Raw genomic sequence first — 26047 nt, 5'->3', positions numbered from 1 at the left:
GGCCGCTTGGTGAACCATGGATGGTCACATGACACAGGATGGTCTCATGACCGAAACGCGCGCGAAGGTTCACCAGACCCCGACCCGCATCAATTTCGCCTGCGATCCCACGCCGGAGGAAAGACAGGCGGCCATGCTCGCGCTGGCTTTCAATGGCGCAGGCACCTTGGACGAGGATGATCTGTCGGAGACCGCCAGTTGGGACGCCTCAAACCGCCCCGGCATCGTCGGGCGCGGCCAAGTCCTTGCGGCTCTTGCGCATGTCCGTGCGCCCGTCAGCCTTTCGGTCACGCAGATCGTCGTGCAAGGCAAAGCCGCCACCGTCTCCGGACGTTTGACCCGCGACGGGGAAGGCCTGTTCATGTTTTGCCAGATCCTGCGGTTTGCACCGGCCTCGCGCAGGCAGATTGCCCAGATCGTGAGCGTCGAACAAAAAGAATAGCCCCGCCCCTTGCGGGGCGAAAGACAACACGCCTGACGAACGCCTTGCGGACAGGAAAAACCCGCAAACTGCGCCAGAACGAGATGAGGAAGAGACAGATGGAGTTGGAGACGCCCGCGCCCTCGGCGACCGAAGAACACCGGTTTCCCTGCACAACCTGCGGCGCGGACATGCGGTTCGATCCGGCGAAAGGGCTCCTGTCCTGCGACCACTGCGGCGCGCAAATGGCGCTGGACACGGGAGACGCCACACCGCCACGCGAGCTGGACTTCAAAACGGCGCTGGCCGCCCAGCTTCCCGCACAAGCGATGGAGGACACGCGCACGGCCCGCTGTCCGAACTGCGGCGCGGAGGTGGAGTTTGATGCCGATCTCCACGCCACGGAATGTCCTTTCTGCGCCACGCCTGTTGTCACGGACACAGGACAACACCGCCAGATCAAACCCCACGGTCTGCTGCCCTTTGCCCTGACCGAGGAGCAGGCCCGCGACGCGATGGTCGACTGGCTCGGGCAATTGTGGTTCGCGCCCAACGGGCTCAAGGACTACGCCCGCAAGGGACGCAAACTGTCCGGCGTCTACCTGCCCTACTGGACCTTCGATGCCCAGACTCGGACCAGCTATCGCGGGGAGCGCGGCGACGACTATTACACGAGCCGCACCGTCGTCCGGAACGGCAAGCGCCAGACCATCCGCCAACGCCGCACACGCTGGCGAGCTGCTTCGGGGCGGGTGTCGCGTTTCTTCGATGATGTGCTGGTGCTCGCCTCACGCGCCCTGCCGCGCAAGTTTTCCGAAGGGCTGGAGCCGTGGGATCTTTCGGAGCTGGAACCCTATATTCCCGATTACCTCGCCGGTTTCCGCGCCACCGCCTATTCGGTCGAACTGGAGGAAGGCTACGAGGACGCCCGCGCCTATATGGACCGGCTCATCCTGCGCGATGTGAAATTCGACATTGGCGGGGACCGACAGCGGGTGCATGACATGCACACTGCGGTCTCCGACGTGACGTTCAAACATATCCTGCTGCCGATCTGGATGGCCGCGTATAAATATCGGGGCAAAAGCTATCGCTTCGTCGTCAATGGCCGCACGGGTCGGGTTCAGGGGGAACGCCCCTATTCGGCGTGGAAAATTGCCTTTGCGGTGATCTGTGGGCTCATCGTTGCCGGTGTGATCGGCTATTTTGTCGCCATGAACCAATGATCGCGCTGCGCCGGATTGGCAGGAAGGCGATTTACGCCGCCATACCGAATGTGGTAGCGCTATCACAACTCAACACTTAGCCCGAGGAAAACCGATGATCCTATGTGCCGGTGAAGCCCTGATCGATATGTTGCCCCGAACATCGACACTGGGTGAAGACGCCTACGCCCCCTATGCCGGAGGGGCTGTGTTCAATACCGCCATCGCGCTTGGCCGCCTTGGGGCGGATGTGGGGTTCTTCTCCGGATTTTCCGCCGATTTCTTTGGCGATCTGCTCAAAGAGAAACTGGCCGAGAGCCATGTGGACGGCACACTTGCAATCACGGTGGACCGGCCCTGCACCGTGGCCTTTGTCAAACTGGTGGACGGCCATGCGACCTATGCGTTCTATGACGAAAACTCCGCCGGACGGATGCTCACCGAAGCCGACTTGCCCGTCCTGCCAGAGGCGATCGACGCGGTGTTCTGTGGTGGCATCTCGCTCGCTGTGGAACCCTGCGGCGCAGTCTATGAAACCCTGCTGGTCGATGCCTCCGGCACCCGCGTTACCATGATTGACCCGAACATCCGGCCCGGATTTATCCGCGATGAGCCGCGTTACCGTGCACGGTTGGACCATATGCTGGCCCATGCGGATATTGTCAAAGTCTCCGACGAAGACCTGCTCTGGATCATGGGAGAGGGCGATATTGATGCCCATGTCGCGGCGCTTCTGGACAAGGGCGTCAAGCTGGTCTGCCTGACCATGGGGGCCGAGGGCGTCAAAGGGGTCACGGCACGCGGCACCACCCATATTCAAAGCACCCGCGTAGAGGTCAAGGATACGGTCGGCGCGGGCGATACGTTCAACGCCGGTCTTCTGGCCGGCCTGCAACGCGCAGGCAAGCTGACCAAGGCCGCCGTGGCCGATCTTGACGAAGAGTCTCTGCGCGCCGCGCTCCAGCTGGGTTCCCGCGCCGCCGCCATCACCGTTTCGCGCGCTGGCGCCAATCCCCCATGGGCGGAGGAATTGGAGGCCACGTCGTGAGGGCCTTGGTTCAACGCATTTCGCAAGCCTCCGTGCAGGTCGATGGCGAAACCGTCGGACAAAGCGGGCCAGGTCTTCTGGTGCTTGTCTGCGCCATGCGGGAGGACACCGAGCAACAGGCCGACAAGCTCGCCGCCAAGATTGCCAAGCTGCGGATTTTCAAGGATGACGCAGGCAAGATGAACCGCTCCGTGCGCGACATCGGCGGCACCGCTTTGGTGGTGAGCCAGTTCACGCTGGCCGCCGACACCAAGGGCAACCGCCCCGGTTTCTCGACCGCTGCCGCACCAGACCTCGGCAAGACACTCTACGACTATTTCACCCAGCGCCTCGTCGCGGAGGGAGTGCCCTGCGAGACGGGGATTTTTGGCGCAGATATGAAAGTCTCGCTGCTCAATGACGGGCCGGTTACGATCTGGCTCGATACCGACAGCTGACTCATGGACCTTTGCGCGGCAATGCCCTAAATCGCTTGTAAAGCAGCAAGGGGGCCTCCGTGGCGCGCGAAATCGTCAAACACGTCCATTCAGAAGAAGACACGGCGCAGATCGCCTCTGCACTGGCCGGTCTTTTGCATCCGGGCGACATTGTGCTTCTGGACGGGGCTCTGGCGGCGGGGAAAACCTTTTTCACCCGTGCGTTGGTGCGGGCGCTTGGCTCCGACGAGACGGTGACAAGCCCGACCTACACGATTGCGAATGTTTACGAGACCCCCGCAGGGCCGCTCCTGCATGTGGACGCCTATCGTCTGAAAGGTGCACAGGAGTTCTATCACCTTGGTCTGGAAGATTATCTTGACACAGGCATTTGCGTGATCGAATGGGGCGAACGCATCAAGGATTACTTTGACGCACCACTGTCGATCCGCATCGGATTTGGCGACACGGACACGGCACGCACAGTCACGCTCAGCGCCTCCGCACCGCGCTGGACAGCTGTTCTGGAGGCATTGGCATGACGCTGACACTTTTGATTCAGGCTTCGAACGGGGTGCCTGCGCTGGCGCTCGGACAGGGCGTAGAGATTGTCTTTGACAGTTCCAAGGACGAGGCCCTGAACGGATCACGCGACTACCGGATGCTGTTGGAAACCGGCCTTGCCCGCAGCCAATCCACGCTGGCGGAGCTTGGCCTCATTGCCTGCGACATCGGACCGGGTGGTCTGGGCGTCACGCGCACGGCGGCGGCCTTTGCCAATGCCTTGGGCTTTGCCCGCCACATTCCGGTGCAAGCCCTGCCCGCCTTCATCCTTTTGGGGGCCGATGTGGATCAAGGCAAACCCGTCGCACTCCTGCGCCGCGCGGCCCGCCCGCATGTGCATTTCGGGATTTATGCCGATGGAAAACTTGCACATTACGAACATTGCACCGCCCAAACTGCGCAGGATTATCTTTCAGACTTGAAGGATTACGATCTTGCCGGAAATGTCGAGGTTGAAGGCCACGCCGCTCCTCTGACCAATATGGCGACGATGGAAACCATGCTGAAACTGGCGCTTGCCGCGCCTCTTCCCGATGCCGAGGCGCGGGCCTATCCGATTGTGGAGGTGCTAGAATGACACCTTCCTCCGACCGGATTGCCGAAGTGCTCACCACCGGCGGCGTGGTGCTTTTGCCCACGGATACTGTGCTTGGCCTCGCGGCCTCGCCTGCGCATCCGCAAGCCGTGGACCGCATCTATGCGCTCAAACAACGCCCGCGGGAAAAGAACCTGCCGATCATGGTGGCCGGTGCGGATCAGATCGCGGAACTGGGCGCGGTTCTCTCCGAAAGTGCTTTGAAACTGCTGTCCAGCCGCTTTGTCCCCGGTGCGCTGACCTTGGTGCTGGCCCTTGATCCGATACGTGCCCCCGCTTGGCTCAAAGGGCGCAAAGAGATCGCCCTGCGTATTCCGGACAATGCCCTTCTGCGCGAGGTTTTGAAGAACGCCGGTCCGCTCATGGTCACCTCGGCCAACCTGTCCGGCTCGGAGCCGCCTGCCACCACGGTTGAAGCCGAGGCGCAGTTGCACGGCGCACCTGATCTGACAGTGGCGGGCAAAGGCGAGGCCCCTGCCCCTTCGACCATTGTCGACTGCACAACATCCCCCGCCCGCATAATCCGCAACGGTGCGGTGTCCGAGGCAGAGATCAAAGAGGTTCTGGCATGAGCGATTTAATCCTTGGCATCGAGACCTCATGCGACGACACATCTGTGGCGCTGGTGGATCGCTCCGGCCATGCCGCGGCGATCAAGACCGTGTCGCAATTCGAGATTCACGAAGCCTTTGGCGGCGTCTATCCCGAACTAGCCTCCCGCGCCCATCTGGAAGCCATCCTGCCGACGATTCAGGAGGTCATGACCGCCGCCTCAGTGACGCCCGATGATCTCACCGCCATCGGCGTGACCCGTGGACCGGGGTTGATCGGCTCGCTTCTGGTCGGCCTGTCCACGGCGGAGGCGCTGTCGATGGGATGGGGCGTGCCAGCCTACGGGGTGAACCACTTGCGCGGGCATATCCGGTCAGTCGAGCTGGAAAGCGGCAAGACGGAGTTTCCCGCTGTGATCATGCTGGTCTCCGGAGGGCACACCTTGATCGCGGAGTTGAAAGACCCGTGGTCCTACCGCCTGCTTGGCAGCACTCGCGACGACTCGGTGGGCGAAAGCTATGACAAGGTGGCGCGGATGCTGGGGCTCGGGATGCCCGGTGGTCCGGCCATCGACAGGGCCGCACAGGCCGGCACACCCGTTCTGCGCCTGCCGCGTCCGATGAAGAATGACGCCTACGAGTTCTCCTTTTCAGGGCTGAAGTCCTCCGTCGCCCGCCATATTGAAAAACATCCCGATGTCTCGATTGAAGATATGTCGGCCTCTTTTGTCGCCGCCTGTATGGACGTTCTGACCGCAAAGGCGGATCGGGCGCTCACCGAATGCAAGCCGCGCTCTCTGGTCATTGTCGGCGGTGTGGCAGCATCGCGGCAACTGCGCGAGGCGATGGGTGAAGTTGCGGGCAGACATGGCGTCGAACTGTGCCTGCCGCCGATGAAATGGGCGACAGACAATGCAGCAATGATTGCTATGGCAACATGGGATTATGTCGAGCGCGGGGTGCAGCCGGAGTTGATACCGAAACCGAACCTGAGCCTTGAAACGCCCTGAGGTCGGGCCGCATAAAACGGCGCGTCCTTAGAACTTGTAGCTGGGCAAGCCGTCCAGAGTGGACTTCAGCGCCTCACCCCATCCCGTTGAAATATCGAGATAATAAGGATCATCCGGCGCGATGCGCCGTTGATAGGCGACCGCGTATGTGTCTTTCTCGATCACCTGTAGATCAAAGGGCAGCCCCACGGAGAGGTTGGCTTTGACCGTGCTGTCGAAGGACACAAGCATCAGTTTCACAGCATCCTCGAAAGACATCGCCGGATCGTAGGCACGCACCAGAATGGGCTTGCCGTATTTGGTTTCGCCAATCTGGAAGAACGGCGTCTCGTCTCCGGCTTCGATGAAATTTCCTTCGGGATAGATCAGAAACAGCCGCGGCTCGGAGCCTTTGATCTGGCCGCCCAAAATGACGGTGGCGTTGAAGGCGCTGTCGGCGCGCTGGCCCTCGTCGGCATGGGTGGCGATCACGTCCTTGAGGGTCTGGGCGACAAGGCGGGCGACCTGAAACATCGACGGGGCCGAGAGGATCGACGGCTCGCGGTCTTCGGGCGCTTTGGTGCGCTCGTCGATGAGCGACACAAGCGCCTGCGTCGTCGCCAGATTTCCGGCAGTCATAATCGTGAGAATACGTTCTCCGGGGACTTCCCACGAGAACATCTTCTTGAAGGTCGAAATATTATCGACACCGGCATTCGTGCGGGTATCGGACATCATGATGAGGCCCTGATCGAGCATCATACCCACGCAATAGGTCATGGGGCGTCCTTATTGTTGGTCTTGTTGCTGTACGACTTCAATCTCGACAGAAAGGGATTCGCCCTCACCACCGTATCTGGTTCCAGTTACAGGGGCTGCCTCCTTATAGTCCAGCCCTGTTGCGACACGGACGTAGCGTTGATCGGGGCAAATCTCGTTGGAGACGTCGAATCCGACCCAGCCAAGGCCGCGCACATGGGCTTCGGTCCATGCGTGGGTGGCTTCTTGTTCGATCCGGTCGTTCATCATCAGATAGCCGGAGACATAGCGCGCCGGATGGCCCATTTCGCGGGCCGCAGAGATGAATACATGGGCGTGGTCCTGACAGACGCCCTTGCCTGCCGCGAGCGCCTCTTCGGCGGTCTCGTCGGGATGCGAGCTGCCGACCTCGTATTTGACCGCCTCGCCCACCAGACGCGAGAGCGCATGGAGACGTTCGAGTTCGGTCTCGCCCTCGACCTTTTTGATCAGGGCACGCACCCCTGCCCCCGGCTTGGTGAGCGGCGTCACCTTGTCGAACAGCCAGAGCGGCGACGGGCCGCGATGTTGCCCGACAACCCCGTGGGTCTCGGCCATCTCGACCTCGCCCTCGCAGGAGATCACCAGTTCCGTGGTGCCTTTATCGAAAGAGATCAACTCCACAAGATTGTTCATGTGGTCGTGATAGCTCAGTTCTTTGCGTCCGCCGGAGACGGAGGTCTCCCAGCGGATGACCTCCTGACCGTAGCCGGATTTCGGCGTTTTCCGCAGTTGTTCCAGCCCGTAGGTGACAGGGCTTTCAAACGCATATCGGGTTGTGTGGCGAATGGTCAGGCGCATGTTGGCTCACTCATAAAACCGGTAATCTTTTTCGATCTGTTGTCCGAGCTTACACAGCATCCCCAGAATCGTCTGGATATATTCATGCAGCCCGTAGTCGAACACATCTTCGATGCTGTGATTCATGAACCGTTCGACCAGCGCTTGCGACATAAGCGAGGATTGCGGCGCCTCGGCGCGATCAGAGGCAAGATAGCTCAGGTTGTTGTGGATTTTCGTGGCACAGAAATTCAGCGACCGCGGCATACGTTTGTCGAGGATCAGGAATTGCGCAATGTCATGGGCATTAACCTGTGATCCGTAAGCCATGCGAAAGCCGCCGCGTGCCGAAACAGAACGCAAAATGGTTTCCCAATGCACATTGTCGATGGAGGACCCGACCGCAAAGGCCGAGGGCAGCAGCACATAGTATTTCACATCGAGAATCCGCGCGGTGGCATCGGCGCGTTCGATGAATGTCCCCATACGGGTGAAGTCATAGATGTCGTTTCGGAGCATCGTGCCGTGGGTCGCACCGCGCACCAAGGCGGTGCGTTGGCGGATCAACCCCAGAACCGCAGGCAGATCCCGCTCGGAGACCTTATGCGCAAGAGCCTCTTTCACCGCCATGTAACAGCCGTTGATCGCCTCCCACACGTCATGGGTCAGCGCCGTGCGCACCAGCCGCGCGTTCTGGCGCGCGTCCGAAATGGTGGACAGCACAGAGGCCGGATTGTCCTTGGAGCGCAGCATCCAGTTGATTGCCGCGTCTTTTGTGACTTCGTCGTGATTTTCCGCATATCCCTCCAGAACCGAGGCCGAGCGCATCACAGAAGCCCATTCGTCGTCATCCTGTCCCAGACGGGTCAGACCGATCCGCTGCCCTGTTTCCACAAGCCGCGATGTGTTCTCCGCGCGCTCCAGATAGCGTGACATCCAGTAGAGGCCATTTGCCGTTTTTCCTAGCATCTCCGTCCTCCCCTCAGTCTTCCAGAACCCAAGTGTCCTTGGTCCCGCCGCCTTGGCTTGAATTCACCACGAGCGAGCCTTTCTCCAATGCCACGCGGGTCAGACCGCCCGGCGTGATGTTAATCCCTTCGGGCGAGCACAACACAAATGGACGCAGGTCCACATGGCGCGGTGCCAGTCCGGTTTTGGTGAAAATCGGCACGGTGGACAGCGCCAGCGTCGGTTGGGCGATGTAATTTGCGGGCCGCGCGGTGAGTTTCTTGCGGAACTCCTCAATCTCTTTTTTGGAGGACGTCGGGCCGATCAACATGCCGTAACCGCCGGAGCCGTGGACTTCCTTGACCACCAGCTCCGAAAGATTGTCGAGCACATAGGCCAGACTGTCCGGCTCCGAACAGCGCCATGTCGGCACGTTTTCAAGGATCGCCTTCTCGCCGGTATAGAATTCCACGATGTCGGGCATGTAGCTGTAGATCGCCTTGTCGTCGGCAATCCCCGTGCCCGGCGCATTGGCGATGGTGATCCCGCCCGCACGATAGACATCCATGATCCCCGGCACGCCCAGGGCGCTGTCGGGATTGAAATTCAGCGGATCGAGGAAGTCGTCGTCAATCCGGCGGTAGAGCACGTCAATCGGTTTGTAGCCGTGGGTGGTGCGCATCGCGACCTTGCCATTGATCACACGCAGGTCATGCCCTTCCACCAGTTCGACGCCCATCTGATCGGCCAGAAACGCATGTTCGTAATAGGCAGAATTGTAGATGCCGGGGGTCAGCACCGCCACCGTAGGCCGGCCTTCACAATTGGGCGGCGCACAGGCGGCCAGAGAGCGGCGCAGGTTGGCAGGGTAGTTCTGCACCGGCTGCACCCGATTGCGCGAGAACAGTTCGGGGAACATCTGGAGCATCGTCTCGCGGTTCTCCAGCATATAGGAGACCCCCGAAGGCGTGCGCGCATTGTCTTCAAGCACATAGAACTGATCGGGGCCGGTGCGCACCAGATCAATCCCGACGATATGGGTGTAGACCCCGCCCGGCGGCGTCATACCGATCATCTGCGGCAGGAAGGCTTCGTTCTTCGCGATCATCTCTTTGGGGAGACGCCCCGCCTTGATGATTTCCTGACGGTTGTAAATATCATGCAAAAAGGCGTTGATCGCGCGGACCCGCTGTTCAATCCCCTTGCAGAGTTTCTGCCATTCCCGTCCTGCGATGATGCGCGGAATAATGTCAAAGGGGATCAGCCGCTCTTCCGCCTCGGAACGCCCGTAGACGTTGAAGGTGATGCCGGCAAGGCGGAACACCTCTTCGGCTTCGCGTTGCTTTGCCCTGAGACGCTTCAGGTCTTCGTCCTGAAACCAGTTTTGAAATTCGCTATAGGGACCGCGCAGAACTTCGTCGCTTCCCCACATTTCGTCAAAGATGTGTTTCTCGCTCATGAGTAAATTTTGACCTGCCCGCATCTGCTCCACAATTGGATTCGCGCTTTCCCCTACGGAAAGGCGGTCAAAACCTGCGCATATGATCAAATTTTAATCACTTCCGACATATGCATCCGCAGCATCCCGCCATCCGGTAGCGCCAACAGATTTTCGGCCCCTCGCAAGGGCGCGTCGAAACATCGCGCAAGATCAATGTATACAACGGCACACATTGACTTGTGGCCCCTGCTGGGCTACCCGCATGGCAAGCCAGATACAGTCGGCGAGAGCCGCTGATGCAGAACCAAGTGGAGGACCAAATGGCCGACAAGAACACCCCTGACATCATTTACACCATCGTGGACGAAGCTCCCGAGCTTGCCCGCGGGTCGCTCCTGCCAATCATCTCGTCCTTCTCGAATGCCGCAGGGATCTCGGTCGCCACGAAAGACATCTCTTTGGCGGGCCGCATCCTTGCGCTTTTCCCCGAGCGTCTGTCCGAAGACCAGCGCGTCTCCGACGATCTCGCCGAACTTGGCAAGCTGGTGAAAACCCCTGACGCCAATGTCATCAAACTGCCCAACATCTCGGCCTCCGTGCCGCAGCTTGAAGCCGCAATCAAGGAACTGCAATCGCAGGGTTTCGACATTCCCGACTACCCCGCCGATCCGCAAACCGACGAAGAGAAAGCCGTTCGCGCCAAATACGACACGGTGAAAGGTTCCGCTGTGAACCCCGTGCTGCGCGAAGGCAACTCGGACCGCCGCTCTGCCAAGGCCGTGAAGGAATATGCGAAAGCCAACCCGCACCGCATGGGCGAGTGGAAATCCACATCGAAAACCACCGTCGCCGCCATGCCGGGCGATGATTTCTACGCCAACGAGAAAGCCGCGACAGTCACGGCCGCACAGGCCGGTGGCGCGAAAATCGTGTTCAAGGGCAAAGACGGCTCCGAAACGGTTCTCAAAGACGGGCTGAACTATCTTGAAGGCGAGATCGTCGATGCGACCTTCCTCTCCGCCAAGGCCCTGCGCGCCTATATCAAGAAAGAAGTCGAAAGCATGGAGTCGGGTGTGCTGTTCTCCGTGCACCTCAAGGCGACGATGATGAAGGTCTCCGACCCGATCATCTTCGGCCATTTCGTCTCCGTCTATCTCGAAGACTTCCTTGCCAAACACGGCGACAAGCTGGACTTCAACCCGAACTCCGGCATCGGCGCGCTCGAAAAACTCATCGCAGGCAATGCCGAGATGGAAGCCGATCTCAAGGCCGCTCTCGCCGCGAAACCGCCGCTCTACATGGTTGATTCCGACAAGGGCATCACCAACCTGCATGTGCCCTCTGACGTGATCATCGACGCCTCCATGCCTGCGGTCATCAAAGCCGGTGGCATCGGCTGGGGCCCGGACGGCAAGGCGGCAGACACCAAATGCTGCATCCCGGACAATTCCTATTCCTGCGTCTATGACGAGACCGTGGAATATTTCAAAGAAACCGGCACGCTGGATGTCACCACCTGCGGTGCTGTGTCCAACGTTGGTCTGATGGCACAGAAGGCGGAAGAATACGGCTCTCACCCGACCACCTTCGAAGTCCCTGCCGATGGCACCGTCTCGATCGTGCTCGACAGTGGCGAAGTGCTTTTGTCCAATGACGTGGAAAAAGGCGACATCTGGCGGTCGTGCACAGCGAAGAAAGCGCCGATCCTCGACTGGATCAAAACCGGTATCGAGCGGTTTGACGTCGAAGGCACCGGCGCGTTCTGGCTTGATGCGAACCGGGCCCATGACGCCGAACTGATCAAATATGTCGAACCGGCGCTGAAAGCGGCTGGCAAAGACATTCCGATCATGGCCCCGCGCGAAGCCACCCGTTTCACATGGGAAGAAATGCGCAAGGGCAAGAACGTCGTGACCATCACCGGCAACGTGCTGCGCGACTACCTCACCGATCTGTTCCCGATCCTCGAACTTGGCACCTCCGCCAAGATGCTCTCCATCGTCAAACTGATGAACGGTGGCGGTCTGTTCGAGACGGGCGCAGGCGGCTCCGCGCCGAAACACGTCCAGCAGGTGATCGAGGAAAACCACCTGCGTTGGGACAGCCTTGGCGAGTTCTGTGCGCTTGGCGAAAGCTACAACTTCCTCGCCTCCTCCAAAGGCAAAACCAAAGCCGGTGTCCTTGGCGCAGCGGTGGAAGACGCGACACAGAAATTGCTTCTTGAGAACAAGTCACCGGAGCGCAAGGTCGGCCAGAACGACAACCGTTCCTCGCATTACTGGTTCGCCCGCTACTGGGCCGAGGCCCTTGCCGCGCAGGATGACGATGCGGAGCTGAAAGCGCATTTCGCCCCGATTGCGAAAGAACTGGCCGAGAAGGAAGCGGTGATCCTTGAAGAGCTGAAAGCCAATGAGGGCAAACCGGCGGATATGGGCGGCTATTACCACGCCGATCCGGCCAAAGTGGCGGCGATCATGCGCCCCTCGGCCACGCTCAACGCGATCATCGGCTAAGCCATCCAAAATGTGATTGAGAGGGCGCCTTCGGGCGTCCTTTTTCTTTGCCGCGCCCTTTGTTCAATGGCAGCGTTCAAAGGGCGGCGCTATGGCCGAACCGGTCGCCCCCTTCGGACAAACAAAAAAGGGGAGCGCAAACGCCCCCCTTCCCTGCGTGATTTCTCCGACCCGTCACATCTTGAAGATGCGATAGATCGCCGGAATGACCAGAACCGTCAGAGCGGTTGAGGACAACAGCCCGAACAAAAGCGAGATCGCCAGACCCTGAAAAATCGGGTCCGCCAAAATCACCGCCGCGCCGATCATCGCCGCAATGGCCGTAAGCAGGATCGGCTTGAACCGCGTGGCCCCTGCCTCCAGCAGGATATCCACCGTCACCTTGCCTTCGTCATCGGCGTGACGAATGAAATCGACCAGAAGGATCGAGTTGCGCACGATAATCCCCGCCAAGGCGATGAACCCGATCATCGAGGTCGCGGAGAACGGTGCCCCGAATAACCAGTGCCCGATCATAATGCCAAGGAAGGTGAGCGGCACCGGCGTCAGAATGACCAGCGGCAGACGGAAAGAGCCGAACTGCGCCACGACAAGGATGTAAATCCCCAAAAGCGCCACACCAAAAGCCGCGCCCATGTCACGGAACGTCACCCATGTCACTTCCCACTCCCCGTCCCAAAGCAAAGTCGGATGTGTGGTATCAACGGGCTGTCCGTGCAAGGAAATCTCCGGCTTCATCCCTTCGGGCCAGTCCATCTCGTCGAGCTTGTCGGCCACGGCCAGCATACCGTAGAGCGGCGCTTCATAGGCACCGGCCAGTTCAGCCTGCACCATCACCGCGTCATAACCGTTGTGCCGGAAGATCGGGAAAGAGGTCTGCTCTTCGGTGATCTCCACCACATCGCCCAGTTCGACCACACCGCGCCCGCCGGGCAGGACATTGGCCGGAACCGGAGTGGAAAGCGCTGTGGCATCCAGCACGCGTTCGGATTTATCCCGACCGATCACGATGGGGATCGGACGACGGCCCTCGCCACGATGGGAATAGCCCACCGTATTGTAGCTGTTGAGAAGTTGCAGCGTCTGTGCCGCATCCGCCTCCGCCACCTGATAGAAATTCAGGTCAGAAGGCTTCATCTCCGCCCGAATACGCCGCGCCTGAGTGCCGTAATTGTCATCAGTGTCGACAATGAAATCAACGCTTTCAAAGGCTTCGCGCACCTTGGCGGCCACGGCACGACGGGTCTCCCCGTCCGGTCCGTAGATTTCCGCCAGAAGAGTAGCGATCACCGGCGGTCCGGGCGGCGGCTCGACCACTTTCATCGCGGTGCCCGGCGGCACGGAAATGCCTTCGCTCAACATCTCGCGCAATTCCAGCGCAATGTCATGCGAAGTGCGGTCACGGTCGTGTTTCGGCAGGAGCTTCAACTGCACTTCGCCCATCTCGGGGTTCTCGCGTAGATAATAATGCCGCACCAGCCCGTTAAAGTTGAAGGCCGCAGGCGTGCCCGCATGGGTCTGGGCCGACATGACCTCCGGCAAGGTCATGGCCAGCCGCGCCGCCTGCTGTGCAATCGCGTCAGTGGCCTCGACCGAGGCCCCTTCCGGCAGGTCGATCATCACCGACAGTTCAGATTTATTATCAAACGGCAGCAGCTTGACCGTCACATCTTTGGTATAAAGTGCGCCCAAAGAGCCGAATGACAGCACAATCACCGCCAAAAGAAAGGCCCATACCACGCCCTTGGACTTCAGAAGTGGCGCAGCAACCCGCATGTAGAGCTTGCCAAGTTTGCCGCCTGGCACATCGCCCTCATGGTCGTGATGCAATTCCGCACGGCCCGCGATTTTCAGCATGAGCCAAGGCGTGATCATCACCGCGACGAAGAAAGAGAAGATCATCGCCGCCGATGCATTGGCCGGAATCGGAGACATATAGGGCCCCATCATTCCGGAGACAAAGAGCATCGGCAACAGCGCCACCACCACGGTGAGGGTTGCCACAATGGTCGGGTTGCCCACCTCGGCCACTGCCTCAACGGCCGCTCCGAAACGGTTCTGTCCGGGTTTCTTCATCCCCCAGTGGCGTGCGATATTCTCGATCACCACGATGGCATCATCCACCAGAATCCCGATGGAGAAAATCAGCGCGAAAAGCGACACCCGATTGAGCGTGTAGCCCATGATATAGGAGGCAAACAGCGTCAGCAGGATCGTCACCGGAATGACGATGGCCACCACGACCGCCTCGCGCCAGCCGATGGCGAAGAACACAAGGATCACGATGGAAACAGTCGCAAGCGTGAGGTGGAACAACAGCTCGTTGGCTTTTTCATTGGCCGTCTCGCCATAGTCGCGGGTCACTTCCACATCGACACTGTCGGGGATGACCTCGCCCTTCATCGCTTCGACGCGGGTGAGGATTTCATCGGCCACGATCACCGCATTCGCGCCCGCGCGCTTGGCAATCGCAAGGGTCACCGCAGGGCGACGGATGATCGGTGCGTCCATGTCCATTTCACCATGCGTCCCCTCGGCCACATCTGCGCCAGCGCGGGTGAGCGTGGAGACATAATGTTCGTCCAGATCGGAGACAAAGGCGACATCGGCCACATCGCGTACATAGACCGTGCGCCCGTCGCGTGCGGTCAGTTCGAGATTGCCGATTTCCTCGGGCGTTGTGAGCGTCTTGCCCACGATCAAACCGACCTGTTCGCCACCATCGCGCAACAGACCCGCAGGGCTTGCCGAGTTCGCGCCTTCGACCTTTCCGGCCAGTTGTTGCAAGGTGATGCCATAGAGCGCCAGTTTTTCGGGATCGGGGTCAATCCGCAGCGCCTCTTCGGTCTCGCCGATCACATAGGTCAGCCCGACGTTCTCGATCCGCGCCAATTGCACCTCGACCTCTTTGACCACCCGCGTCAGATCGGCGGCGGTCATGGTCTCGTTGCCCTCGGAGGGACTAAAGGTCAGGGCGACGATGGCCACGTCATTGATCCCGCGCCCGACCACGAGCGGTTCGTTGATGCCAACAGGCAAACGGTCGATATTGGCGAGGATCTTGTCACGCACCCGCACAATCGCGGTCTCGGAAGGCACACCGACGTTGAACCGTGCGGTCACCATCACATAGTCGTCGCGGCTTTCGGAATAGACATGCTCGACCTGATCTATGCCTTTGACGATGGTTTCCAAAGGCTCTGTGACCAACTTCAGCCCGTCTTGGGCCTTCAAACCGGAGGTGTCCACATGGATGTCCACCAAAGGCACAGAGATTTGCGGCTCTTCCTCGCGCGGAAGCGACACCAGAGCAATCATCCCCACGGCCAGCGCGGCCATGAGAAAGAGCGGTGTGAGCGGGGAGAGGATGAAATTGCGGGTCAGATGGCCGGCGATGCCGAGCGCACCCGTTGGTCCTTTGGGATTACTCATGGCGCGTCACCACCTTGTCCCCCGCGGCCAGCCCGCTGAGAATTTCCACATAGGTGACACCGTCGCGCATCACCTCATTGCCCGGCACGACGACACGTTCGCTCGTCCCCGTGTCCTGCTCGATCTGCACAAAGTCCAGCCCGCCCGATTGCGTCAGCGCGGTTTGCGGCACCAGAAAGGCATCATGGCTGCCAACGGGCAAACGCACCTGCACGCGACGGCCGACAAAGCGGGCGTCCAGCCCCTCGACCTCGACATCGGCTTCAACCCGTCCGCTTTCGATCAGCGGGTAGATTTTAGCAAGCCGTCCCTCACGCGCCTCACCCGCGCCGGAAATCTGGATCGTGTCGCCTTCGGTCAGCGTGTCCGCATAGCGCTCGGAAACACCAAGGCGCAGAAATGTCCCGCCGGAGCCGATGGTTGCAACTTCCTCGCCCGCCATGATGACACCGCCCTTAGACACCGGCACATCCAGCACCACACCGGCCTCGGGGGCGAGCACTTCGCCCTCTTCGATCTGGCGCGAAACGACCTGACGTTCGGCTTTGAGCGATGTGATCTGGCCTTCGAGCACGGTCACATTGGTTTGCAGGGCTTGCAGGCTGGAGGTGGAAATCACCCCGCGTTCGGACAGGGACTCACCACGCGTCAGATCGTCCTGAGCTTTCTCAAGTTGGGAGTTCAGCGCGTCGAGTTGCGCGTCGATGCCTTCGATTTGGAACAAAAGTTTGGTGTCTTCGATCAAGGCAACACGTTGCCCCGCCTCGACGACATCGCCCTCGGTCACATCAAGTGTGGTGATCGTCCCCCCGATCCGCGCACGCGCAGGCACGCGGTCACGCGGCTCCACCTCGGCATAGACCGGCTTCCATTCTGTGATCGCCTGCGGTGTCAGGGTGAGGGTTTCCGAAAATATGGGCGTTCCGATCAGGAGCATCCCCGGCAGAAGTATCGTAAGCAAATGGGTGCGGCGCATTTTGACCTCTGTTTCAGGTTGAAAGCCCTTCGCGATGCACTTGCCTCACAAGCTTGACGTGAAAGGCCCACGATATCCATCCGTGTGCGACGTTTCCCGAAGTCTATAGCTCAGGTTTCTCAAGAAACGCTTTAAGCGGACATTAGTATTCAATTTATTGCATATGTAGCAAGTTTTTTGTCATCCGCAAGTATAGCATTTTTCACTATAGCTGGAAAATCCGGCGTTCTGTCGCGTCTCGCAGATTTGCGGTCAACACTGCTCCGTGAAACCGCGCGTCATCGCGAAGGCGGGATCAAGACTTGCCGTCACGCGCCGGTCCGGTCACGCGCCGATGTTGTCCCGCGCGATCGACACGGTTTTGATGACGGCATGACAGCGCACCCCTTCGCGCAGGTTCAGTGCCGCAACCGAGCGCCGCGTCACTTGCGAAAGCACCCGCCCCGCATCGGTGTCCAACACAACCAACACGCCTGCACCCTGTGTCGGGCTGATCTGGGAGACCACACCGCTCAGGATATTGAGGGCGGACAAGCCTGTTGGCCGATCCAGCGACAGCATGACATCCTGCGCCGCGATGCGCAGCCGCACGGGATGACCCACGGGCGTTTCCAGATGCGGCAGGAACAAGGCCGCGCCGCCTGCCGAAAGCTCCGTCAGCCCGTCCGCGTGATGGGCATGGACCGTGGCCCGCAACAAGGCCCCCGCGCCTGCAGTGCCCACGGGCAACACCGCCGGATCGCTGAGCACCAGATCGGCGGCCCCCTCCCCGATCACCCGACCGGCTTCGAGCGCAATCACAGTGGTAGCAAGACGTGCCACCTCGGCGGGGCTGTGACTGACATAGAGGACCGGAATGGCGATCTCGTCGCGCAGCCGTTCGAAATAGGGCAGGATTTCCGCCTTGCGCCCCTCGTCAAGCGCCGCGAGAGGCTCGTCGGCAAGGATCAACTCGGCCCCCGAGAGCAAGGCCCGCCCGATGGCCACCCGTTGCTGCTCCCCGCCCGACAAGCCATCAGGGCGACGCTCCAAAAGAGCCCCGATCCCGAGCATCTCGACCATCTGCGCCACCTCGCGCTCGGGCACATCACGGCGGGAGAACCGCCTCCCGAAATCGAGGTTCTGTGCCACGGTGAGATGTGGAAACAGGCGCGCGTCCTGAAAGATCGTGCCAACCCTGCGCTTGTGCGGCGGCAGGAACAGCTTGGCCTCGCTGTCACACAGAACACGCCCGTCCAACGAAATCCGCGCATGGTCGGGTTTGAACAGGCCCGCAATGGCCCGAATGACTGTGGACTTTCCCGATCCCGACCGCCCGAACAGGACGGTGATCCCCTCAGGCACCTCGAAATCCAGATCGACCGCGAAATCCCGGAACCGGTGTTTGAGATCGACATGCAGGCTCATGAGCGCCCACCACCGGACATGCGCCGCGCCAGAATTTCAGACAGGATCAGCGCCCCCATCGCCAAGGCAATAGAAATCATCACAAGACGCAGCGCTGCCCCCTCCCCGCCCGGCACTTGCAAGAACGCATAGATGGCCGAAGGCAACGTGCGCGTCTGGCCCGGAATGTTGGAGACAAAGGTGATAGTCGCGCCAAATTCACCAAGCGCCTTGGCAAAGGCCAGAACCGCGCCAGCAAGAATACCGGGCCAGGAAAGCGGCAAGGTCACGCGAAAGAACACGGTCAGAGGCGATGCGCCCAGCGAGGACGCGGCTTCTTCCAGTTTCGTATCCACGGCCTCAATAGACAGGCGGATCGCCCGCACCATGAGCGGGAACCCCATGATCGCAGCGGCTAGCGCCGCCCCCGTCCATCGAAAGGAAAACACAATGCCGAAGTTCTGGAGAAACGCCCCGAGCGGCGCACGGCTTCCGAGAGAGATCAAAAGCAGGTAACCGGTCACAACGGGCGGCAGGATCAGCGGGAGATGCACCAGACCGTTGAGAATTTCGCGCCCCGGAAAGCGCCAGCGTGCCAGCGCATAGGCCACAAATATGCCAAGCGGCAAACTGGCCAGCGCGGCCCAGAACGCCACCTTGAGCGAAAGCGCAACGGCCTGCCATTCCTCCGGCCCCAATGTGCCCTCCATGATCAAAGCGCGCGCCGGACACACAAGGCGCCGCGCCGCGCCGCGGCTTTGACAACACCCGTCCGGCTGTGCGACTCACTCTGTCGCATCATGATGTGCTGTGCGGTGTTCGTCATCATCCCGCGTTTTTACCCCTATTCGACTATGCCCCGCAGGACTAACCAGCGTGCAAACCCAGTTCCCAGCCATGCCCACAGATTCGCGTGGCATATACCACTCTGACGGCGCGTCTTTACAGACCTATCCCATTTTAGCGCACAGCCGAAACGTCTTCACATATATTTCGTGCACCTATGCGTTTGCATCACGGATGTATACTTTTGTATTCCCTACCTCCACGTTTGTAAGATGCATATTTCTTAGAACTTTTTTCAAATTTGTTCCAAAAAACATCCGAGGTTAACTGGCCATTCACCATTTTCGGCATCCACACAGTAGGAATCGTCACATAAGTCATATACGATGCAAGTGCAGCATTAGACGACGCTGCGTTATATGCAGCACCAAGTCAAAACGGTTTTGTGCATAAAATTGAAAGTCATTTCGGGGGCGAATATGGTATTTCCTACAAAGAGCGAACAGGTTTTTAGTGCATCATCAAATGCTGTGGATGCGCCCAAAGTCACATTCTCTCTATACGAAAAATTCGGCAAACGCCTGTTCGATCTGATCTTTCTCGCGCTGGTCTCTCCGATTGTCATTCCCACCATTCTGATCCTTGCCGTTCTGGTCAAACTGGATGGCGGACCGGCGTTTTACGCGCAAAGGCGGATCGGGCGGAACGGCAAGACCTTTCAGTTTTACAAACTCCGTTCCATGCGTGTGAATGCCGACGCCTATCTGGTGCAGCTTTGCAAGGAAGACCCCGAGATCGCGAAAGAATGGGAAACCTACCAGAAGCTTCGCAATGATCCGCGGATCACCAAGGTCGGAAAATTCATCCGCAAGACATCGCTCGACGAGTTGCCACAGGTGCTCAATGTGCTCAAAGGCGACATGAGCTTTGTCGGCCCCCGTCCCTTCATGCCCAGCCAACAGATGCTTTATGAAAAAGCCCGCGGGGAAGCCTATTTCGACATGCGCCCCGGCATTACGGGCGTGTGGCAGGTATCGGGGCGTGGTGAAACCAGCTTTGTCGCGCGCGTGAAATATGACAACCTCTATTATCGCAAACAGAGCTTCCTCACCGACATCAATCTGATCCTGCGCACGGTGAGCGTTGTGTTCAAAAGCACGGGCCACTAAAGCCCGTCACCATTCACAGTGACGCCACACCTATGCATTGAACGTGACACCGAAGCCACGCGCAACTCGCTGCAAACCCCATACACCAACGGATCAGAGGTCAAGCCCTGCTGGACCTAATGCTCAGTCGCTCAAGTCCCCGACTTGCCCAGCAGGCAATCGGCAGACACGCGACCGGCATGAAGGTCGGACCCTGCGTAAAATCCGGTCAGAACCAACCCGTCCAAGAGCTCCGCCTCACAGCGCAGGTTGCCGGACCAGATGACCAGAACATCCCCTGTCACCGCCTCTGTGAGTGCGAAATTCTGCGCATAATAGCTTGAGGCGCGCCCCGTTTCCGGCATCGCATAGAGCAACACATCGCGGTTGCGTCCGATGTAGAACAAATCCGCAATGATATCCCGATCACTTGAAACCACGGGCAGTTCTTCTGCCTCCGCAAGCTCAAGGATACTCTCGGACAGGGCATGTCGCCCCAGATAGCGCTTGAGCAAGGGCTCGCCCCCCACCTCCGGCCAAGGGGCCAGCACGATGAACAGCGGCAAGGTCGCGGACAGAGCCAGATTGACGCCAAGCGCCACCCAGCGCCAGATGCGCGGCAGAACCATGACCGCGAGGATCACACCGGAGAAATAGGTCGCAACCGCCCAGTTTGCATAGGCTTTGTCCAGCAGGGCCTGCACGGTCACGGTCAAAAGCGCAGGAATGGAAAACAGCACCAGCGCGGCACGCGGACTGCCCTTGGGGCGCAGGTAGGCAACAAGCAAAGCCCCCATCGTGATCGGCCCGAACACTCCGAACTGGCTGAAGAAGAACTCGGCCATAGAGCCGAACCCCAACTGCGCCCCGTGGCGAAGCCAACCTGCGTTATCCATCGTATGCGACACGGTGGTCAGATCATGGGACAGGTTCCAAAGCACATTCGGCAGGATCATGACAGCAAACCCTGCCAGCATCCCCGCCAAGTTACGCCACCCCGGTCGCAAGGCGGGCTGGGTCAGCATGACCAGCGCGGCTCCAACCAGAAAATAGATCGCCGCGTATTTTGCCATGAAGGCAAGGCCGGCAAAGACACCAACTGCCAAGGCATCGCGCAGCGCACGGGTGTCGCTCAGGCGAAAAAAGAACAACAAGGCGGCGGCAAAAAACGGCGCCATCACGGTGTCGGTGGAGATCATCACCGAGCCGAGCGCCACAAAAGGCAGGCTCAGATAGAGCGCAACCGTCCAGAGCGCGGCAGTGCGCCCGACCAGACGGGCGGCCAGAGCGCCGAGCAGCAATGCCGTCACGCCATGCAGAACGGCCCCGGGCATCCGCACCCAGAACACCGCGTCAGAACCGGCCAGATCGGTCACGGCGCGGATCAGCCAGCCGATCAGAGGGGGTTTGGAATAATAGCCGAAATCAAGGTTCTGCCCCCAGAACCAGTATTGCACCTCATCGACAAACAGATCGGTGCGATCAAAGGCCAAAGCCAGAAGCCGCAGCGCCACCGCCACGGCTACAAAACCCAGTGCCAGAGGCAACCAGTCTTTAAGCTGCGTCTTTTGAAGGGTCATCTTCGGTGTTCCGGTTGGCATAGATCAGCCAGAGATTGCGGGAATAGATGACAACGCCCAGCGATTGTCCGAGCACAAAGACCGGATCCTTGCGATAGAGCGCATAGGCAAACAGCATCAATCCGCCCACCAAAGAGAAATACCAGAACGCCACCGGCACCACGGATTGGCGCGCACGTTCAGAGGCGATCCACTGCAACAGAAACCGTGCCGTGAACATGAGCTGCGCGGAGAGGCCGAAAAGCACCCACCAAAGCTCGCCCACCGTATCCACATGCAGGATCGTCATCAGCCATTGCATGAGCTCACCCCTCGGCCCGATCCGTTGTCACCTCGGTCGGGTGCGCTTTCTTGCGGCGGCGCAACAGCCATGCCACGCCGAGAAGGTCCACCACCCCGACAACCGCACGTTGCAGGTTGGAATAATGCGACCGCCCCCCCCCACGCGCACGGTGGGAGACATCCACATGGCAGATTTCCCATCCGTCACGGGCAAAGAGCGCCGGAAGATAGCGGTGCATGTGATCGAAATAGGGCAGGCTCAGGAAATCATCGCGGCGGAAAGCCTTGAGGCCGCAGCCCGTGTCACGGGTGCCGTCCTTGAGGATTTTCGCCCGCACTGCATTGGCGATTTTCGAGGCGTAGCGTTTGGAAAACGTATCCTGCCGCGCTACGCGCTGTCCGGCCACCAGACCGATTTTCTCGGCATTCGGCCCTTTGAATGGCGCGATCATGTTCGGGATTTCCGTTCCCGGATTCTGACCATCCCCGTCCAGCGTGCAGATCACCGTTCCGCGTGCGGCGCGTGCGCCGGAGTGAACCCCCGCAGACTGACCACCGGAGCGATCATGGCGGATCACCCGCAGATTGGGCATCTCGCGCATCCGCGCCGCCAGAATATCCGCCATGCCGTCATCGGAAGCATCGTCGATCACGATGATTTCGAACGGGCCAATATCTGTGCAAGCACCTGTGATCTCTTCGAGCAGAGCGCCAATGTTTTCCGCTTCGTTGCGGCAGGGAATGATGATGGAAGTGTCACACATAAGTCGGCTTGGCCCTTAATTGATTGCCTTCGCGCTTACCGGAGCCGCCCGTGGATGTAAAGTCAAACGCCGCTTGCCCCACGCGACCCGTGCGCAGAAACACGCCCGCAAACGGCCCAAGAGACAGGGCGTTTCCAAGGCACATTGACCCTGCCCGCCCTCTCGCACAAATGCGTAAAGACGCCCCCGGTCCGCACACCGGGAGCGCCCACCCTTCAGATCGTTCGGAACGAGACGACCTTCAGGATTCGCTATGTTTCTTCGGCGGATAGATCAGGGCCCCCGCTGTGTAGACGAGGATGGCCATGCCGATCGCCCCCAAAGCCGCAACGCCGAGGAAGACGATAAGGTCCACCCCCCCGCCAATGTCGGCGGGCGAGGATTGGGTAATCGCCATCACGAACCAGACAGCAAGAACCGCGCCCACGGGCATCGACAGTTGCGCCCAGAGGAATTTGTGCCAACTCACGGCACGGTCACGGATCAGCACGAAGACATAGGCCAGCGTGACCACAGCCGCGATCACCACCATGGCCCAGAACAGGCCGCGTCCGAAGATTTCTTCGAACACGGCAATCATGGTTTGAAGCGTCAGATCTTTCATTGTCGTCCCTCCTCAGGCCTTGCCGCGCAGCATGGCGTTATACGTTGCCTTCAGCGCTACGTCTTCCATCAGCCAGGAAATCCACAACTCTTCGAGCGGCGGGATAATCCCCGGGAAAGACGGTGTCAGGTTGTTGTTGTAATCGAACTCAACGAGCATCGCCCGACCGATCTTGGTGATCATCGGACAGGAGGTGTAGCCGCCATAGATCTCGGTGGGATCCGTGCCGGCGATGGCGGAGACGATCTGGTCCTCGATCACCGGCACCTGCCATTTAACGGAGGCTGCGGTTTTGCCCTTCGGCACGCCCGCAACATCGCCAAGCGCCCAGATGTCGGGATAGCGCAGATGCTGCAGTGTGGCCATGTCACATTCGACCCAGCCCTGATCCGTCCACTTGTCAGCCCATGACAGGCCGGACTGGCGGATCACCTCAGGGGCGCGTTGCGGCGGGATCAGGTGGATGTAGTCGTAATCCATCTCCTGCTCACCATCGGGCGTGTTGAAGGTCACGCGTTTCGCGCCCGCATCAATGCCTTTCACCGTATGGTTATACACCGGATCAATGCCACGATCTTCGAAGATCATGCGCACTTTCTCCGACACAATCGGCACCCCGAAAAGCGCGCTGTCATGGGCACCATAGGTGATTTTGGCCTTGCCACGATTGCCCGCCCGACGCAGGCGGTCATCAATCAGGAAAGCGTGTTTCAAAGGCGCACCGGCGCATTTCATCTCTGTGCCCGGACGGGTAAAAATGCCCTGCCCGCCTTCGTCGGCGAATTTCGACGCGGCTTTCCATGTGGCGGCGGCATATTGCGGGCCGGCATAGAGCGCGCCGATGCCGTTTTCTCCCACCATGTCGAGGGAGAAGCCTTCAATCGCGTCATGGTCGAGGATCAGCCCCGGTGCCACAACGAGGAAGTCATAGGACAGCGTCTGACCGCTCTCGGTCGCGACAGTTTTCGCTTCCGGATCAATGGCGGCGGCTTTCTCCGCGATGAGCGTCACGCCTTTGGGCAACCAGTCGGTCGTTTCCGAAACCACATAATCGGCGGATTTCAGACCCGCCGCCACAAGGGTCAGCCCCGGTTGGTAAAGGTGTTCCTTGCGCGGATCAATGAGGGTGATCTGCGCACCATCGAGACGGTCCACAAGACGGTTGACCAAAGCCGTGCCGCCCGCGCCTGCGCCGATGATGACGATTTTTGCGTTGGTCTTGACCGAAGCTGCGCGGGCCTCTCCCGAACTCGCGGCAAGTACTGTCGCCCCTGCGGCAAGGCCGAGAAACCCTCGGCGGCCGATCTGCGGGGAATGTGAGGAATACATGTCTCTCTCCCTTTATACTTATGCATATGTATGCATGTTATTGGTGCGGAAAAGCCCTGCCCACGGGAAATTGCGGGCAAAGGCGGTTTTTAAAGGCGCTTCGGGAAGTGTGGAACATTCTCCCCGAAGCAAGCCACCTGAAGGGACCGAGCGGGCAAGGCCAGGTCGAATGGCCTTGCTGGCGTATGGTCAGGCGGTGTCGTTATGCTCTTCGGTGAGACGCGTGTCTTCGCGCATCTCAAGCCACATCGCGTTGAGAACGGCGAACATGGCGGCGAGCGGAAGTCCGAGTATCCAAGCAAAATACCACATCTGTGTTCCTTTCTCAGTAGCTCTGAGCGTTGTTGTCGAGATCTTCTTCTTTGACCTTGCCCCAGAGCACTTTGTAGACCCATGAGGTGTAGGCGAGAATGATCGGCATGAAGATGATCGCACAGACCAGCATCACAAACAGGGTCAGGTGCGAACTTGAGCTGTCCCAGACGGTGAGCGAACTGTTCGGATCAACTGTCGAGGGCAGGATGAAGGGGAACATCGTCAGCCCGACCGAGGAAATGATCCCCGTGATGCCGAGTTTCGACCAAAGAAGCGTGGAGACCTCTTTGCCCTTGCTCAGACCAAGCACGGCCAGAGCAATCCCGATGAAAGCCATCGCTGGGGCAATCACGATCCACGGACGTTCCGAATAGGCCGTCAGCCACGATCCGCCACGGCTCACTTCGGAGTAGAGCGGATTGCTCGGCCCGTCTTTCACGACCTCACTGACGATCTGGTAACCGTCGATCCCGAAGGCAAGCCAGACACCGGCCAGCGCATAGGCCACAGCCGCAACAATACCGGCGATGACGCCGATTTTCTGCGCCCGTTTCTGCACTGTGCCCTCGGCCTTCAGACCCAGCCATGCCGCCCCGTGCATCAGGAGCATCGAAAGCGACACCACACCAGCCAGAAGCGCGAAGGGGTTGAGCAGAAGCAGAAGCTTCATGATCGCGTTGCCTTCATACATCGGCATCAGCAGATCAGGCGTCAGGTAGAACGGCACACCTTGCAGCACATTCCCGACCGCCACACCGAAGACCAGCGCCGGCACGGCACCGCCTACGAAGAGCGCCCAGTCCCAACTCCGGCGCCATGTGGCGCTTTCACGCTTGGAGCGATATTTGAACCCGACAGGACGCAGGATCAACGCAGCCAGAATGAGGAACATCGCGAGGTAGAAGCCCGAGAAGGACACCGCATAGAGCGGCGGCCATGCGGCAAAGATCGCACCGCCCCCCAGAATGAACCACACCTGGTTGCCTTCCCAGACCGGCCCGATGGTGTTGATGACGACGCGACGCTCTTTGTCGGTTTTGCCAACGAAGGGCAGAAGCGCACCCACCCCCAAATCGAACCCGTCAGTCAGTGCAAACCCGATCAGAAGGACGCCCAAAAGCAACCACCAGATCACGCGCAGGACTTCGAAACTCATAAATTCATGCAGGATCATTG

Annotated in this window: 25 protein-coding genes; 10 read left to right on the top strand and 15 right to left on the bottom strand. The window is 59.7% G+C overall.

Translation table 11 applies throughout. The features are described from left to right. Positions 1 to 46: 46 nt before the first annotated feature. From BM152_RS12225 to tsaD, 8 genes are all read left to right on the top strand, one after another. Entirely contained in the window at positions 47 to 442 is a 396-nt protein-coding gene (locus BM152_RS12225; RefSeq protein WP_066604945.1) for a hypothetical protein, read from the top strand. Between the two features lie 98 nt (positions 443 to 540). After that, on the top strand, positions 541 to 1647 hold the full coding sequence (locus tag BM152_RS12220; protein ID WP_066604947.1) for a TFIIB-type zinc ribbon-containing protein: 1107 nt from the start codon (positions 541 to 543) through the stop codon (positions 1645 to 1647). Positions 1648 to 1741: 94 nt separating this feature from the next. Continuing rightward, positions 1742 to 2674 (top strand): carbohydrate kinase family protein, encoded by a 933-nt coding sequence (locus tag BM152_RS12215; protein WP_066604949.1) that lies wholly within the window; start codon positions 1742 to 1744, stop codon positions 2672 to 2674. Continuing rightward, positions 2671 to 3111, top strand: a complete 441-nt coding sequence (gene dtd, locus BM152_RS12210; protein ID WP_066604952.1) for a D-aminoacyl-tRNA deacylase — start codon at positions 2671 to 2673, stop codon at positions 3109 to 3111. Before BM152_RS12215 ends, dtd begins: the two co-directional genes overlap by 4 nt. A gap of 59 nt (positions 3112 to 3170) precedes the next feature. Continuing rightward, positions 3171 to 3632: a tRNA (adenosine(37)-N6)-threonylcarbamoyltransferase complex ATPase subunit type 1 TsaE gene (gene tsaE / locus BM152_RS12205; protein WP_066604953.1), complete on the top strand. Its 462-nt coding sequence runs from the start codon at positions 3171 to 3173 to the stop codon at positions 3630 to 3632. Beyond that, positions 3629 to 4231: a hypothetical protein gene (locus BM152_RS12200; protein ID WP_066604955.1), complete on the top strand. Its 603-nt coding sequence runs from the start codon at positions 3629 to 3631 to the stop codon at positions 4229 to 4231. The genes tsaE and BM152_RS12200 overlap by 4 nt, the downstream gene beginning before the upstream one ends. Next, complete coding sequence (locus BM152_RS12195; RefSeq protein WP_066604958.1) at positions 4228 to 4821, top strand: L-threonylcarbamoyladenylate synthase; 594 nt, start codon at positions 4228 to 4230, stop codon at positions 4819 to 4821. Before BM152_RS12200 ends, BM152_RS12195 begins: the two co-directional genes overlap by 4 nt. After that, positions 4818 to 5810, top strand: a complete 993-nt coding sequence (gene tsaD, locus BM152_RS12190; RefSeq protein ID WP_066604960.1) for a tRNA (adenosine(37)-N6)-threonylcarbamoyltransferase complex transferase subunit TsaD — start codon at positions 4818 to 4820, stop codon at positions 5808 to 5810. The genes BM152_RS12195 and tsaD overlap by 4 nt, the downstream gene beginning before the upstream one ends. A 27-nt stretch (positions 5811 to 5837) precedes the next feature. On the opposite strand, the gene BM152_RS12185 is transcribed toward tsaD, so the two are convergent. The 4 genes from BM152_RS12185 to BM152_RS12170 are packed head-to-tail and all read right to left on the bottom strand — an operon-like array spanning position 5838 to position 9774. Then, positions 5838 to 6569 carry a proteasome-type protease gene (locus BM152_RS12185; protein ID WP_066604961.1) on the bottom strand — a complete coding sequence of 244 codons (732 nt, stop codon included), beginning with the start codon at positions 6567 to 6569 and terminating at the stop codon, positions 5838 to 5840. 9 nt (positions 6570 to 6578) lie between these two features. After that, positions 6579 to 7388: a transglutaminase family protein gene (locus BM152_RS12180; RefSeq protein WP_066604962.1), complete on the bottom strand. Its 810-nt coding sequence runs from the start codon at positions 7386 to 7388 to the stop codon at positions 6579 to 6581. A 6-nt stretch (positions 7389 to 7394) separates the two neighbouring features. Then, positions 7395 to 8336, bottom strand: a complete 942-nt coding sequence (locus BM152_RS12175; RefSeq protein WP_066604964.1) for an alpha-E domain-containing protein — start codon at positions 8334 to 8336, stop codon at positions 7395 to 7397. Positions 8337 to 8349: 13 nt separating this feature from the next. Next, positions 8350 to 9774, bottom strand: a complete 1425-nt coding sequence (locus tag BM152_RS12170; RefSeq protein ID WP_066604966.1) for a circularly permuted type 2 ATP-grasp protein — start codon at positions 9772 to 9774, stop codon at positions 8350 to 8352. A 302-nt stretch (positions 9775 to 10076) separates the two neighbouring features. Between BM152_RS12170 and BM152_RS12165 the strand changes: the two genes are divergently transcribed. Beyond that, the gene (locus BM152_RS12165) at positions 10077 to 12269 is read left to right on the top strand and encodes an NADP-dependent isocitrate dehydrogenase (RefSeq protein ID WP_066605073.1); all 2193 of its coding nucleotides are present in this window, start codon (positions 10077 to 10079) and stop codon (positions 12267 to 12269) included. Positions 12270 to 12443: 174 nt separating this feature from the next. Here the strand turns inward: BM152_RS12165 and BM152_RS12160 are convergent, their stop codons facing one another. The 4 genes from BM152_RS12160 to modB form a co-directional block, all read right to left on the bottom strand. Continuing rightward, a complete protein-coding gene (locus BM152_RS12160) occupies positions 12444 to 15701 on the bottom strand; it encodes an efflux RND transporter permease subunit (RefSeq protein ID WP_066604968.1) in 3258 nt (1085 codons plus the stop codon). Continuing rightward, entirely contained in the window at positions 15694 to 16677 is a 984-nt protein-coding gene (locus BM152_RS12155) for an efflux RND transporter periplasmic adaptor subunit (RefSeq protein WP_082715399.1), read from the bottom strand. The genes BM152_RS12160 and BM152_RS12155 overlap by 8 nt, the downstream gene beginning before the upstream one ends. Before the next feature lie 324 nt (positions 16678 to 17001). Further along, positions 17002 to 18084 (bottom strand): molybdenum ABC transporter ATP-binding protein, encoded by a 1083-nt coding sequence (gene modC, locus BM152_RS12150; protein ID WP_066604970.1) that lies wholly within the window; start codon positions 18082 to 18084, stop codon positions 17002 to 17004. Then, on the bottom strand, positions 18081 to 18773 hold the full coding sequence (modB, locus tag BM152_RS12145) for a molybdate ABC transporter permease subunit (RefSeq protein ID WP_066605079.1): 693 nt from the start codon (positions 18771 to 18773) through the stop codon (positions 18081 to 18083). Before modB ends, modC begins: the two co-directional genes overlap by 4 nt. A gap of 555 nt (positions 18774 to 19328) precedes the next feature. Here modB and BM152_RS12140 point away from each other — a divergent pair. Continuing rightward, positions 19329 to 20018 carry a sugar transferase gene (locus BM152_RS12140; RefSeq protein ID WP_082715400.1) on the top strand — a complete coding sequence of 230 codons (690 nt, stop codon included), beginning with the start codon at positions 19329 to 19331 and terminating at the stop codon, positions 20016 to 20018. Between the two features lie 131 nt (positions 20019 to 20149). On the opposite strand, the gene BM152_RS12135 is transcribed toward BM152_RS12140, so the two are convergent. The 7 genes from BM152_RS12135 to cydB form a co-directional block, all read right to left on the bottom strand. Next, on the bottom strand, positions 20150 to 21577 hold the full coding sequence (locus tag BM152_RS12135) for an ArnT family glycosyltransferase (protein ID WP_066604975.1): 1428 nt from the start codon (positions 21575 to 21577) through the stop codon (positions 20150 to 20152). Further along, positions 21552 to 21878 (bottom strand): lipid-A-disaccharide synthase N-terminal domain-containing protein, encoded by a 327-nt coding sequence (locus BM152_RS12130; RefSeq protein ID WP_066604978.1) that lies wholly within the window; start codon positions 21876 to 21878, stop codon positions 21552 to 21554. The genes BM152_RS12135 and BM152_RS12130 overlap by 26 nt, the downstream gene beginning before the upstream one ends. A gap of 4 nt (positions 21879 to 21882) precedes the next feature. After that, positions 21883 to 22623: a glycosyltransferase family 2 protein gene (locus BM152_RS12125; RefSeq protein ID WP_066604981.1), complete on the bottom strand. Its 741-nt coding sequence runs from the start codon at positions 22621 to 22623 to the stop codon at positions 21883 to 21885. A gap of 241 nt (positions 22624 to 22864) precedes the next feature. Then, entirely contained in the window at positions 22865 to 23227 is a 363-nt protein-coding gene (locus tag BM152_RS12120; protein ID WP_066604983.1) for a DUF5368 domain-containing protein, read from the bottom strand. A gap of 12 nt (positions 23228 to 23239) precedes the next feature. Next, a complete protein-coding gene (locus BM152_RS12115; RefSeq protein WP_066604986.1) occupies positions 23240 to 24556 on the bottom strand; it encodes an NAD(P)/FAD-dependent oxidoreductase in 1317 nt (438 codons plus the stop codon). Between the two features lie 189 nt (positions 24557 to 24745). After that, a complete protein-coding gene (gene cydX / locus BM152_RS12110; RefSeq protein WP_066604989.1) occupies positions 24746 to 24868 on the bottom strand; it encodes a cytochrome bd-I oxidase subunit CydX in 123 nt (40 codons plus the stop codon). Between the two features lie 13 nt (positions 24869 to 24881). Then, on the bottom strand, positions 24882 to 26045 hold the full coding sequence (gene cydB, locus BM152_RS12105; RefSeq protein WP_066604992.1) for a cytochrome d ubiquinol oxidase subunit II: 1164 nt from the start codon (positions 26043 to 26045) through the stop codon (positions 24882 to 24884). Positions 26046 to 26047: the final 2 nt, after the last annotated feature.

This window comes from Celeribacter halophilus, from assembly GCF_900114135.1.
Classification (GTDB): domain Bacteria; phylum Pseudomonadota; class Alphaproteobacteria; order Rhodobacterales; family Rhodobacteraceae; genus Celeribacter; species Celeribacter halophilus.
The sequence above is the reverse complement of the archived record's forward strand: the minus strand, read 5'-3'. Positions and strand labels throughout refer to the sequence as shown.